We start from the raw sequence: 12,388 nt of genomic DNA, 5'->3' as shown, positions 1-12,388 counted from the left end.
TTTTCAGCACCATAAAGCAAGGCGAATCGACCATGCGCACGGCTGCCCTCACCCTCCTCCTCTGCCTGACCGGCCCTGCCTGGGCTGCGCAGATGTCCGTCCCCGCTTTGCCGGGGGGCGTGCTGATCCACAAATCGGTCCAGAGCATTCGTGAGCGGCATTTTTCCGACCTGGTCGAACAGAAGACCGACTACAGCTGCGGTGCTGCCGCGCTGGCGACGGTACTACGCCAAGCCTATTGGCTGGACGTGGATGAGAAGCACGTGATCGAAGGCATGCTGGCCTACTCCGACCAGGACCAGGTTCGGGTCCAGGGGTTCTCCATGCTCGACATGAAACGCTACGTGGAAAGCATTGGCATGCGTGCCAGAGGCTACCGAATCCCCGCCGAAAGCCTGGACAAGATCACCATCCCTGTCGTGGTACTGATGGACATTCGTGGCTACAAGCATTTCGTGGTACTGCAGCGCGTGCAACGTGACTGGGTCTATATCGGCGACCCGGTACTGGGGCATAAACGCTACACCCGCGAGGACTTTGTCAAAGGCTGGAACGGAATCATCTTCGCCGTCATCGGCCAGGGCTACGACAAGGCCAACGCCTTGCTCGCACCGCCCGTGCCCCTGACTGCCAAGGAGCGCTTCAATGGTTTCAGTCCGGTTCAAGACGCAGAGCTCATGGATTTCGGTTTTATCCAGAGCGACTTCTTCTAGGGTCTGTACATAAAAAGGGGCACGAAGCTCCAGGAGCACCCGATGAACACTCAATATTGGCTGTTGGCCGCCTGCCTCGCGACCAGCCTGCCGGTGCACGCCTCATCGTTCAAACCAATTGAAGTCAAGGATTCGGAACTCTCGACATTGCGTGGCAAATACGTGATGCCTGGCAGGATCATCAGTTTTGGCGTGGTGATGTCCAGTACCTGGACCAACGCCAGCGGTGACACGATTGGCGCCAGTGCCAACCTGCAGGTTCAACAGAACACCGTGCAACCCCAGTTTTACGTGACCACCATCAACCAGCGCGGCAACAGCGCCGGCAAAAACGACAACCTCAACATCAACGGCACCGGCAGCGTCACCGGCGGTGCCGGGCTCAGCACCACCCAGGGCGTGACCCAGGTGGTGCGCGCCGCAGGCGATAACAATAGCGCCTACAACAACGTGGGCATCAATGTGCAGGAAAGCGGCCAGGCTCCAGCCACCAGCGCCAACATTGGCCAGGCGCTGGCAGCCGGCAGCACCATCACCAGCAGCAACGGTGCCGGCAGCATGAGCATCTCCAACAGCGCGACCGGTGGCGTGCAACTGGCCATCCAGGCCAACAATGGCCAAGGCAGCAGCCTGCAGCAACTGGGGCAAGGGGGCTTGATGCAGAACACCACCCTGCTGGGCGGCGCCAACCAGGTCAATAACATGACCCAACTGAACGTGGTGCTGCGCGACAACCTGCCCAGCGCCGGGGCATTGGACTGCAACCTGACGCAGCTTAAGGGCCTGCGCGCGATGGGATATTGACCTACAGGTAATGGGATCTTGATCTACGCTGTGTCTCAAATAATGAAGTCAAAAGGGACGGCTCACCCATGCACCGATCGTTCGGATTCAATGCGGTTGTTTGCTTAAGTACCCTTATGCCTGCATTCGTTGCGCAGGCAGCTCCAGACCCGCAAGTGGAGGAATTGAAACAGGAACTGCTTGACCTCAAGCAGCGCTATGACACTCAGCAAAAGGCGCTGGCGGTGCTTGAACAGCGCGTGCGCCAGGTCGAGGAGCAACCTGCCGCTCCCGCCCCCAAGCGCCTGACCCGCTCCCCGGCCGAACCCAGCAAGGCCCAGACCGTGTCCACGGGTGCCCCCGGTACCGGCGCGGCAGTGGCCAGCGGGGGCGCCGCCGGCGGGGGCAGTTCCTACGGGCAGTCGCTCAAGGACGACTCGGAACCGGCGCAAAGCGTGAACAACCTGTACGACGAAGCCAGCGGCTTTTTCGGCGGCGGCAAGTTCAGCTTCGAAACAGGCCTGACTTACACCCACTACGACACCCGCCAGTTGACCCTCAACGGCTTCCTTGCACTGGACTCGATTTTCCTCGGCAACATCAACGTCGACCGCATCAAGGCCGACAACTGGACCCTGGACCTGACCGGTCGCTATAACCTGAATAACCGTTGGCAATTCGACCTGAACGTGCCGGTGATCTACCGCGACTCCACGTACCAGTCGGCCGGTGCCGGCGGCTCGACCACCACGGTGTCCCAGGAAAGCGTGCAGCGTGATCCCACCATCGGCGATATCAACGCAGGGGTTGCTTACAAGTTCATCGACGAAGGCCCGTACAAACCCGATGCGGTGTTCAGCCTGCGGGTCAAGGCTCCTACCGGCAAAGACCCCTATGGCATCAAGCTGGTTCGCTCCTCGCAAAACGATAACCTGGCGGTTCCGGAAACCCTGCCCACCGGCAATGGCGTCTGGTCCATCACCCCGGGTATCTCGCTGATCAAAAGCTTTGACCCGGCCGTGTTGTTCGGCAGCTTCAGTTACACCCATAACTTCGAAGACTCGTTCGATGACATCAGCCCCAACCAGGGCACTACGCTGGGCGGCAAGGTCAGCCTGGGCGATAGCTTCCAGATCGGCATGGGCGTGGCGTTCGCCTTGAACGAGAAGATGAGCATGTCGTTCTCCATGTCCGACCTGATCCAGCGGCGCAGCAAGATCAAGCCGGACGGCGGCGACTGGCAGGGCGTATCGGCCAGCGACGCGAATGCGGGCTACTTCAACATTGGCATGACCATCGCGGCCAGCGATTCGCTGACCATCGTACCCAACCTGTCGATCGGCATGACGGATGACGCGCCGGACTTTACCTTCAGCCTCAAATTTCCTTACTATTTTTAAGGGCTTCGCGGATGAATCCGCTCCTACAGGGGGCGGGTTCGCGGATGAATCGGGGGGCTGCTTCGCGGTTTTATCCGCGAAGGGGGCAACGCAGTGGGTCTAGCGAATCTGATGCTTGTGCAACAACCGATAAAACGTCGGCCGCGACACCCCCAACACCCGCGCGGCCACGCTCAGGTTGTCGCTGTGGCGGTTCAATACATCGCACAACGCCTGGCGTTCGGCCCGGTGCTTGTAGTCCTCAAGGGTGCCCATGGGCGGTACCACCACGTTCTGGGTCATCAACCCTAAATCCTGCGCCTCAATCTGCCGCCCTTCGGCCAGCACCAGCCCGCGACGCACGCGGTTGGCCAGTTCGCGCACGTTACCTGGCCAGTCATGCTTGCCCATGGCGATCAAAGCGTCTTCGCTGAAGGTGCGCGGCCGGCGGCCGGTTTCCTGGCTGTAAAAATGGGAAAAATGGTTGGCCAGCATCGACAGGTCGCCATGCCGTTCGCGCAACGGCGCCGTCACCACCTGCAATACGTTGAGGCGGTAATACAGGTCTTCGCGAAAGCGCCCGGTGTCGATGGCCGACTCCAGGTTCACGTGGGTGGCCGCCAGTACCCGCACATCCACCGGGATCGGCTGGCTGCCGCCCACGCGCTCTATGTGTTTTTCCTGCAAAAAGCGCAACAGGTTGGCCTGTAACTCCAAGGGCAAATCGCCGATCTCATCCAAAAACAGCGTGCCGCCATGGGCCGCCTCGATGCGCCCGACCTTGCGCTGGTGCGCCCCGGTAAACGCGCCCTTCTCATGGCCGAACAGTTCGGACTGGATCAGATGCTCGGGAATGGCCCCGCAGTTGATCGCCACGAACGGCTTGGCATGCCGCTGGGACTGACGATGCAGGGTACGCGCCACCAACTCTTTGCCGGTGCCGCTCTCGCCACGGATCAGTACGGGCGACTCGGTGGGCGCCAGTTTACTCAGCAACTTGCGCAAGTCACGAATGGGCCGGCTGTCGCCGAGCAATTCGTGTTCGGGCTGATCGACGTGCACCGCGCCCTGGCCACGCAACCGCGCCATGCCGAAGGCACGGCCCAAGGTGACCTGTACCCGCGACACATCGAAGGGCAGCGTGTGGAAGTCAAAAAACCATTCGCACACGAAGTCGCCGACGTTCTGCATGCGCAACACGTCCTGGTTAAGCACCGCGATCCACTCGGTGTTGCTGCGGCTGATCAGGTCCTTGACCGCTTCCGGGCGCTCCAGGTGGAACGGTTGCAGGCGCAATAGCCCCACGTCGCACGGATGATCGGGTGCCTCTTCCAGGTCACAACTGTCGACATCCCAGCCCACGGTGCGCAGGCCGGGCAATAACTGATGGCAGTCGTCACAAGGATCGACAATTAACAGGCGTCGGGCTGGTGCTATTTCGAGCATGACCTTTCCTTGGCGCCAAATAGTATAAAAGTTATTAGAAACAGCAGGTTGGCGGGCCTGAATGTAACAGTAGCAATGAACCTGACACTGCCCAGTACCGTTTGTCTGCAAAGTCGATACATTGAAACGGGCACTTGGAATTTTCGAGCCTTTTCAACGTCCAAAGCGCGTCAGGGAAGCACCACCGGAAAAAATTTTTTAGACTATTTTTAGCCCATGTGTGACTTGGGCCTGCGGTGGAACATCAGTACAAGTAACCAACCCACGGGGTGCCCCTTGGGTGATTACAGTTGTTTGGGCTAACAGAGAGACTGAACCCATGAATGCCCCGCTCCGTGTCAACGAAGCACTGCTGATTGCCGGCCATGCCTTTGAACCCTTCCAATGCGTGGCGTGGGCCCCGCAGGATGGCAATGGCGAACTGAGCCTCACGGTGATCGATCGCACCAGCACCCGCATCGGCCGCAAGCAAGTTCCGAGCAGCACCTATACCGATCCGCGGCAACTGGCCCACCTGATCGAAGAAGTCCGCGCACAACTGCGACATGAAGGTTATAACCTTCAAGAGTGGACCATGCCGCAGTAAACCTGCGCGCCTTAATTAATAGCCGGCGGCATTCATTAGCCGGCTATTAATGACTCTGCTTTATGCTTTCCCGCCTCGATCAAGTGCACAGGTTAAACCTGCGCCGGCAGCGTTTCTATATGTTTGTAGTCTGCACCGAGTTGCTCGGCAAGTTGTGCTGCGCGGGCAAAACGTATCGGCCCCTTTTCAATGTCGATCAACAGGCTGGGACAACCGAGCGGCGTAAAACCGTCGCAGTGCTTGAGTCGCCCATCGGTCAGGATCAGGCAACGTTGCTGCTCACCGGCATGGCTTTTGCGCCGCTTGGCCAACCAACCGGCTGCCTGGTCCAAGGCCGCGCGCAACGGCGTGCCGCCGCCGGCGCCCAACCCTTGCAACCACGGCGTCAACGCTGCCGAGGCTTTCAAGCCGTGGCGTTGCCAATGCGGTGACGTGCCGCTGGCGGTCAACAAGGCCAACCGGGCACGCTGGCGGTAAGCCTGGTCGAACAGCGACGCCAGCAAACCCTTGGCGTCGCTCAAGGCGCCATGGCGGCGGGTCGACGCCGAGGCATCGACAATCACCAACCATAACTCATGGGCTGCGCTGCCACGCAACTGCCAGCGCAGGTCGTCGCGCTGGCGCGGGCGCCCGTGCAACAGCGTGGCCTGCCAGTTGATACGGCCCTGCCCGGCTGCACGCGCCTTGCCACGGGCACCCACGGCTTGCTTGCCCATTCGGGGGCTGGCATCCGCCCCCGGGCGAGGGCGGATGCCTAGGGCTTTTTTGGCCAGCTCGGCACATCGCGGCGGGTACCAATGGCGGCGGCCTGAGGCGGCAACTCGCCCCATTCGCCCTGGCCTGCAGCCGGTTCGCTGGCCGAGTTACCCGCAGGCGGGGGCGGCTCAGCACCTTGAGGTGGCTGGGCCTGCGATTCGTTGCGGCGATGGCGCAGGGCAAATTCGGCCACGGCGTCTATGTCAGCCGGGCTGATCGCCTGGCCGCCGCGCCAGGCCGCATGGGCCCGAGCCGCACGCAACCACACCAGGTCTGCACGCAGGCCGTCGACACCGGCGTCGAAACAGCGCTGGGTGATGATGGCCAGTGCCTGATCATCCAGTTCGATGGCCGCCAACTGTTCCCTTGCCTGCTGACAACGTGCCTGCAGCGCCTGTTGCTCGCCCGCCCAGTGTGCACAGAACGCTTGGGGATCGCTGTCGAACGCCAGGCGCCGGCGGATGATCTGGCCGCGCGCCTGCGGTTCTGGCTTGGCTTGCAGGGTCACGTTCAGGCCAAAACGGTCGAGCAACTGCGGGCGCAGTTCTCCCTCTTCGGGGTTCATGGTGCCAATCAATACGAACTGTGCCGAATGGCTGTGGGAGATACCGTCGCGCTCCACGCGGTTGGTGCCACTGGCCGCCACGTCCAGTAGCAGGTCGACCAAGTGGTCGGCCAACAGGTTGACCTCGTCCACATACAACACGCCACCGTCGGCCTTGGCCAGTACGCCCGGGGAAAACTGCGCACGGCCTTGGCCCAGCGCGGCGTCCAGGTCCAGGGTACCGACCAGGCGCTCCTCCGTGGTACCCAGGGGCAAGGTGACGAACTGGCCGCTGGCCAACAGGTCGGCCAGGCCACGGGCCAGGGTGCTCTTGGCCATGCCGCGCGGGCCCTCGATCAGCACGCCGCCAATCTTCGGGTCGATGGCCGTCAGGCACAGCGCCAGTTTCAAGGCGTCGGCGCCGACCACGGCGGCCAGTGGAAAATGCAGGGTGTCGCTCATGTATAGGTCTCGTCAGGCATCTTCTTCGCTGTCCAGCAGCAGGTCTTGCAGCGCTTGCTGGTAGTCGCCAGGCTCGCCCCACAGCCCGCGCTGCTGGGCCTCGAGCAAGCGCTCGGTGATGTCGCGCAGGGCATGCGGGTTGTGCTGCGCAAGGAACTGGCGGGTGTTTTCGTCCAGGACATAGGCATCGGCCAGCATCGCGTACTGGTGGTCGTCGATCAAATGGGTGGTGGCATCGAAGGCGAACAGGTTGTCGACGGTTGCCGCCAGCTCGAACGCCCCTTTGTAGCCATGGCGCTTGACCCCCTCGATCCACTTGGGGTTGACCGCACGGGCCCGTACCACTCGGTTCAACTCCTCTTTCAAGGTTCGAATGCGCGGTAGGTCCGGTTGGCTGTGGTCACCGTGGTAACTGGCGGCCGGTTTGCCACCCAGGCTTTCCACGGCGGCGAGCATGCCGCCCTGAAACTGATAGTAGTCGTTGGAATCGAGCAGGTCGTGCTCGCGGTTGTCCTGGTTCTGCACCACCGCCTGCACCTGACCCAGGCGCTGAGCAAACTGGCTGCGCGCCGCGGTGCCCTCGTCCTTGGCCCCGTAGGCATAGCCACCCCAGTTCAGGTAGACCTCGGCCAGGTCCTCGCGGGTTTGCCACAGCCGGCCATCGATCGCGCCCTGCACACCGGCACCATAGGCACCTGGCTTGGCGCCAAAGATGCGCCAGCCGGCCTGGCGCGCGGCGGTGTCGTCATCCACGCCGCTGGCCACCAGCGCGGCCTTTTCGGCGCGCACCTTGGCCGCCAGCGGGTTGAGGTCGTCGGGCTCGTCCAGGGCTGCCACCGCTTGCACCGCCGCGTCGAACAGGCGCATCAGGTTGGCGAACGCGTCGCGAAAGAACCCGGAAACACGCAAGGTGACGTCCACACGCGGGCGGTCCAGCAGGCTGATGGGCAAAATCTCGAAGTCATCGACCCGCTGGCTGCCGGTGGCCCATACCGGGCGCACGCCCATCAGCGCCATGGCCTGGGCGATGTCATCGCCGCCAGTGCGCATGGTCGCGGTGCCCCACACCGACAGGCCCAAGTGGCGCAAATGGTCGCCGTGGTCCTGCAGGTGACGCTCCAATATCAGGTTGGCCGACGCAAAGCCGATGCGCCAGGCCGTCGTGGTAGGCAGGTTGCGCACATCCACCGAGAAAAAATTGCGCCCGGTGGGTAGCACGTCCAGGCGGCCGCGGCTCGGTGCGCCGCTGGCACCGGCGGGCACGAAGCGCCCGCTCAGGGCATCGAGCAGCCCCTGGGTTTCGGCCGGGCCGCAGGCATCCAGGCGCGGCGCGACGACGTCGAGCAGGCCTTGCAGGATCAAACGCACGCCGTCCCACTGCGGCGCGTCGGGCACCTGCAACACCCCTTGCAAGGTTTTGTCGATCCAGTCGGCGGCCAGCAGTTCGAGGCGTTCGCGGGCATCACCGGCAGTGCGCCAGGGTTCAACGCTGACCATCGCCAATTCGTTGGGCCGGGGGCCAGCCCAGGGTGCGCCGAGGTCGCAATCGAGCGGGTCGAAACCCAGTGCCATGGCGTTCGCCAAGGCCCGCAGCAGGCTGGCCTGGGCGCCACGGCCATCGCCCCGGGGGATGCGCAGCAGCGCCGCCAGGGTGTCGATGCGCAGCCGGCCTTGGGGCGACTCGCCAAAAATGTGCAGGCCATCGCGAATCTGCGACTCTTTCAGGTCGCACAGGTAGGTGTCCAGGCGCGGCAGCCACAGCGCGGCGTCGTCTTCGCTGTCCCAGGCGGCATCAAGTTGCAGTTCGCGGTCGATCTGCGCGTCGCGCACCAGCTTGAGTATGTCGCGCTGCAATTCACGGGCGCGGCGCGGGTCCAGCAGTTGCGCTTCGTAGAACTCGTCGGCCAGCAGCTCCAGGTCGCGCAAGGGGCCGTAGGTTTCGGCGCGGGTCAGCGGCGGCATCAAGTGGTCGATGATCACCGCCTGGGTGCGGCGCTTGGCCTGGGCACCTTCGCCCGGGTCATTGACGATGAAGGGGTAGACATTGGGCATCGGCCCCAGCAACGCGTCCGGCCAGCAGTGCTCGGACAGGCCCACGCCTTTGCCCGGCAACCACTCCAGGTTGCCGTGCTTGCCCACGTGCACCACGGCGTCGGCGCCATAGGCGTGGCGCAGCCAGAAGTAGAACGCCAGGTAACCGTGGGGCGGCACCAGGTCGGGGTCGTGATACACCGCGCTCGGATCAAGTTGGTAGCCACGGGCCGGCTGAATGCCCACGAAGGTCAGGCCAAACCGCAGGCCTGCGACCATCATGCGACCGCTACGGCACATCGGGTCTTGCACAGGCTCGCCCCAGCGCTCGCGCACGGCGGCCTGGTTGGCCTGGGGCAAGCGTGCGAACGCCGCCAGGTACTCGTCCATGGCCATGCTCTGGGCGCAGGGGCGCAGGTCCAGGGTGTCCAGGTCGTTGCTCACCCCGCCCAGCAGTTGCTGGATCAGCGCGGTACCACTGCCAGGCAAGTCGTCGACCGGGTAGCCCTGGCCTTGCAGGCTGTGCAGGATGTTCAGCGCAGCAGCCGGGGTATCCAGGCCAACGCCGTTGCCAATGCGCCCGTCGCGGGTCGGGTAGTTGGCCAGGATCAGGGCAATGCGCTTGTCGCGGTTGGGCAGGCGCGATAGCTCGCTCCAGCGCCGGGCCAGTTCGGCGACAAAATCCATGCGCTCGGCATGGGGCTTGTAGCACACCACGTCCGATTGGCTGCGCTCGCTGCGCCAGGCCAGGTCCTTGAAGCTGATGGGCCGGCTGATAATGCGCCCGTCCAGCTCCGGCAAGGCGATGTGCATGGCCAGGTCGCGTGAGCCCAGGCCCTGTTCGCTGGCCGCCCAACCGGGCTGGTTGTCCTGGGCGCAAATGGCCTGGATCACCGGGATATCCCGGCGAAACGGCCGCAGGTGCGGGGCTTCCGGGCTGGACTGGGCAAAGCCTGTGGTGTTGAGGATGACCGCCGCCTGCACCTGGTCCAGCCAATCCTCGACCAGGCTCAGGCAGCCCGGCTCCTTCAGGCTGGCGACCGCGATCGGCAAGGGGTTGAGCCCGGCCTGCTGCAGCCGCTCGCAAAACACATCGACAAAGGCGGTGTTGGCCGCCTGCAGGTGCGAGCGGTAGAACAGCAGCGGCACCACGGCTTGCCCGGGTTGCCAGTCGCGCTGCCAATCGCTGAGTTCGGCCTGTGGCTTTTGCGGGTGGTAGATCACCGTGCGCGGCAGGGCCTGGGGTTCCTGCCAGGCGTAGTCGCGGCCGAGAAAACCGCTGGCCAGGCAGTTGAACAACGACAACGCGTTGCCCATGCCGCCCTGACGCAAAAAGTGCCACAGCCGTTCGGCATCGGCCTTGGGCACGGTGCCCAGGTCGCTCAGCTCGGGGTCGGGGCGGTCATCGCCCGGCACCAGGATCAGTTGCACGCCGCGCTCGGCCAGTTGCACCAGTTGCTCGACGCCATAGCGCCAGTAGCCGATGCCGCCGTGCAGGGAAATCAGGATGACCTTGGCGTGGCGCAGCACCTGGTCGACGTACAGGTCGACCGAGGCATGGTTCTGCACCTGCATGGGGTTGGCCAGGCGCAGCGTCGGGTAATCGTCTGGCAACTGCCGGGCCGCTTCGGCCAACAGTGCCAGGTGGGAGTCGCCACTGCAGAGGATGACCAACTCGGCCGGGGTTTGCCCCAGGTCGGCAATGCTGTCGTCGGGTACGAAACCGCCGGGTTGGGTCCGCAGTAAGTGCATGGCTTAAACGGTCAGGGCAGCGCGCAGCTGGCTTTCCAGCAGGGCGGCGTCCAGTTCCTGGCCGATCAGCACCAAACGCGTGGAGCGGGTTTCGTCGGCGGCCCAGGCGCGGTCGAAGTGCTTGTCGAAACGCGTGCCCACGCCTTGGATCAGCAGGCGCATTGGCTTGTTCGGGATGGCGGCGAAGCCCTTCACGCGCAAGATGCCGTGCTTGACCACCAGTTGGGTCAGGGCATCGAGCAGCAGGCTTTCGTCGGCTTGCGGCAGCTCGATGGAAATCGAGTCGAAGGCGTCGTGATCGTGGTCGTCATGATCGTCGCCGTCATGATGATCGTGGTGGGTCTTGCGCCCGTCGATGTGCACCTCGGACTCGGCGCCCAGGCCCAGCAACACCTCCAGCGGCAGGCGACCGCTGCTGGCTTCGATCACCTTGACCGCTGCCGGCAGTTCTTCGGCGACTTCGGCGCGCACGGCAGCCAACGCATCGGCATCGATCAGGTCGGCCTTGTTCAGGATGACCAGGTCGGCGCTGGCCAGTTGGTCGGCAAACAATTCGTGCAGCGGCGACTCGTGGTCCAGGTTGGGGTCCAGCTTGCGCTGGGCATCGACCTGGTCGGGGAAGGCGGCGAAGGTGCCGGCGGCCACGGCCGGGCTATCGACCACGGTGATCACCGCGTCCACGGTGCAGGCGCTGCGGATTTCCGGCCACTGGAAGGCTTGCACCAAAGGTTTTGGCAGGGCCAGGCCGCTGGTTTCGATCAGGATGTGGTCCAGGTCGCCACGGCGGGCCACCAGTTCGCGCATCACCGGGAAAAACTCTTCTTGCACGGTGCAGCACAGGCAGCCGTTGGCCAGCTCGAAGATACGCCCATTGGCTTCTTCTTCGGTGCAGCCGATGGTGCACTGCTTGAGGATCTCGCCGTCGATGCCCAGCTCGCCGAATTCGTTGACGATGACCGCGATGCGGCGGCCCTGGGCGTTGTCCAGCATGTGGCGCAGCAAAGTGGTCTTGCCCGAGCCCAGGAAGCCGGTAACGATAGTGACGGGAAGTTTGGCCAGTGTTTTCATCGGATGCCCTTGGCAGGTGGGCGGGCATGCGCGACGAGAACCGCGAGTGCTGGGCACGCGGGTGCGTTCGTCACCGGATCACCCCGCCCGGTTGTAGTGAGAAACTTGTTCGAGGCAGGTCTCCTGGCTCGCAGTGCGCAGGCCCAAGGCCTGCCGTGCCGGCGCCTTCCCGCGCCTAGCGCAGTGGCCTTGCCAACACCTCACCGCTTACAGTTGCGGGGGCAGCCGCGGCTTGAACCGCGTTCCCATCTTGGCTCAAGGGTTGCCCCTCGAGAACCTCGAAGGTGCAAGGCTACGCAGTGGTGGGGGGGAGGTCAATGGGGGCTGGCTTGAGATTCGGTAACGGCCACCACCGGCCGGCCGCGCGGCCTTATCGCAAGCAAGCTTGCTCGCACATTATCGGTGGGATTAGAGTTATCCAAGGCAGGCAACGCCTCTCCATCAGAATGCAGTACGTTGCAAAAGATGTGGGAGCAAGCTTGCTTGCGACAGGCCGCGCGGGCGGCCGGTCTCAGCCACACTTGAATCCACCGCCCGCCACTCCAAAACCCTGCACCATTGACTCCCCGCCCTGCCCCATGCTCTCCTTGCACCTTCGTTTGGGTGCCCTTCACAGGGTGAAACGGGAAGCCGGTCAAGTCCGGCGCTGCCCCCGCAACGGTAAGTGAGCGATGCATCTGTACCACTGTGCCAGCAGTTCGGCATGGGAAGGTGATGCAGCCTGGCAATGACATTGCCCCTCACAAGCCCGGAGACCGGCCCAATCAATCCATTGACAACCCGCGGTGGGCGGGCGCTGTTGAGAGCTTGCGGGCGTGCTGCGCGCAAGATCTTTGCGCCCCCTGTCGTCCTGAAAACGATACGAGGG

Annotated in this window: 9 protein-coding genes and 2 riboswitches; of the genes, 4 read left to right on the top strand and 5 right to left on the bottom strand. The window is 63.6% G+C overall.

The features are described from left to right. Positions 1-32: 32 nt before the first annotated feature. The 3 genes from fapD to fapF all read left to right on the top strand — a co-directional run bounded on the left by fapD (position 33) and on the right by fapF (position 2,896). Complete coding sequence (gene fapD, locus L9B60_RS22720) at positions 33-713, top strand: fibril amyloid maturation endopeptidase FapD (protein ID WP_249673223.1); 681 nt, start codon at positions 33-35, stop codon at positions 711-713. Between the two features lie 42 nt (positions 714-755). Beyond that, a complete protein-coding gene (gene fapE / locus L9B60_RS22715; protein ID WP_249673222.1) occupies positions 756-1,517 on the top strand; it encodes a fibril amyloid subunit FapE in 762 nt (253 codons plus the stop codon). A gap of 68 nt (positions 1,518-1,585) precedes the next feature. Next, positions 1,586-2,896, top strand: a complete 1,311-nt coding sequence (fapF, locus tag L9B60_RS22710; protein ID WP_249673221.1) for a fibril amyloid transporter FapF — start codon at positions 1,586-1,588, stop codon at positions 2,894-2,896. 99 nt (positions 2,897-2,995) lie between these two features. On the opposite strand, the gene L9B60_RS22705 is transcribed toward fapF, so the two are convergent. Continuing rightward, a complete protein-coding gene (locus L9B60_RS22705; protein WP_249673220.1) occupies positions 2,996-4,321 on the bottom strand; it encodes a sigma-54 dependent transcriptional regulator in 1,326 nt (441 codons plus the stop codon). A 319-nt stretch (positions 4,322-4,640) separates the two neighbouring features. On the opposite strand from L9B60_RS22705, the gene L9B60_RS22700 reads away from it, so the two are divergent. Continuing rightward, positions 4,641-4,907 carry a DUF1652 domain-containing protein gene (locus tag L9B60_RS22700; RefSeq protein ID WP_249673219.1) on the top strand — a complete coding sequence of 89 codons (267 nt, stop codon included), beginning with the start codon at positions 4,641-4,643 and terminating at the stop codon, positions 4,905-4,907. A gap of 92 nt (positions 4,908-4,999) precedes the next feature. Here L9B60_RS22700 and L9B60_RS22695 read toward each other — a convergent pair whose 3' ends face one another. Genes L9B60_RS22695 through cobW form a run of 4 tightly spaced genes read right to left on the bottom strand, consistent with a single transcriptional unit; the run spans position 5,000 to position 11,520 of the window. Further along, positions 5,000-5,737 (bottom strand): vWA domain-containing protein, encoded by a 738-nt coding sequence (locus L9B60_RS22695; protein WP_249673218.1) that lies wholly within the window; start codon positions 5,735-5,737, stop codon positions 5,000-5,002. Further along, positions 5,662-6,669 carry a magnesium chelatase ATPase subunit I gene (locus tag L9B60_RS22690; protein ID WP_249673217.1) on the bottom strand — a complete coding sequence of 336 codons (1,008 nt, stop codon included), beginning with the start codon at positions 6,667-6,669 and terminating at the stop codon, positions 5,662-5,664. Before L9B60_RS22690 ends, L9B60_RS22695 begins: the two co-directional genes overlap by 76 nt. A gap of 12 nt (positions 6,670-6,681) precedes the next feature. Then, positions 6,682-10,452, bottom strand: coding sequence for a cobaltochelatase subunit CobN (gene cobN / locus L9B60_RS22685; protein WP_249673216.1), 3,771 nt, complete (start codon positions 10,450-10,452; stop codon positions 6,682-6,684). A 3-nt stretch (positions 10,453-10,455) separates the two neighbouring features. Continuing rightward, positions 10,456-11,520: a cobalamin biosynthesis protein CobW gene (gene cobW / locus L9B60_RS22680; RefSeq protein WP_249673215.1), complete on the bottom strand. Its 1,065-nt coding sequence runs from the start codon at positions 11,518-11,520 to the stop codon at positions 10,456-10,458. Between the two features lie 96 nt (positions 11,521-11,616). Next, a riboswitch (cobalamin riboswitch) is annotated at positions 11,617-11,816 on the bottom strand. A 288-nt stretch (positions 11,817-12,104) separates the two neighbouring features. Next, positions 12,105-12,298: riboswitch (cobalamin riboswitch) on the top strand. Positions 12,299-12,388: the final 90 nt, after the last annotated feature.

It is taken from the genome of Pseudomonas abieticivorans (genome assembly GCF_023509015.1).
Taxonomy (GTDB): Bacteria; Pseudomonadota; Gammaproteobacteria; order Pseudomonadales; family Pseudomonadaceae; genus Aquipseudomonas; species Aquipseudomonas abieticivorans.
The sequence above is the reverse complement of the archived record's forward strand: the minus strand, read 5'-3'. Positions and strand labels throughout refer to the sequence as shown.

Excerpts from the sequence above, each read along its gene's own strand:
- L9B60_RS22705 (WP_249673220.1), bottom strand. The coding sequence starts at position 4,321 with ATGCTCGAAATAGCACCAGCCCGACGCCTGTTAATTGTCGATCCTTGT.
- cobN (WP_249673216.1), bottom strand. The coding sequence starts at position 10,452 with ATGCACTTACTGCGGACCCAACCCGGCGGTTTCGTACCCGACGACAGC.
- L9B60_RS22695 (WP_249673218.1), bottom strand. The coding sequence starts at position 5,737 with ATGGGGCGAGTTGCCGCCTCAGGCCGCCGCCATTGGTACCCGCCGCGA.
- fapE (WP_249673222.1), top strand. The coding sequence starts at position 756 with ATGAACACTCAATATTGGCTGTTGGCCGCCTGCCTCGCGACCAGCCTG.
- L9B60_RS22700 (WP_249673219.1), top strand. The coding sequence starts at position 4,641 with ATGAATGCCCCGCTCCGTGTCAACGAAGCACTGCTGATTGCCGGCCAT.
- fapD (WP_249673223.1), top strand. The coding sequence starts at position 33 with ATGCGCACGGCTGCCCTCACCCTCCTCCTCTGCCTGACCGGCCCTGCC.
- L9B60_RS22690 (WP_249673217.1), bottom strand. The coding sequence starts at position 6,669 with ATGAGCGACACCCTGCATTTTCCACTGGCCGCCGTGGTCGGCGCCGAC.
- fapF (WP_249673221.1), top strand. The coding sequence starts at position 1,586 with ATGCACCGATCGTTCGGATTCAATGCGGTTGTTTGCTTAAGTACCCTT.
- cobW (WP_249673215.1), bottom strand. The coding sequence starts at position 11,520 with ATGAAAACACTGGCCAAACTTCCCGTCACTATCGTTACCGGCTTCCTG.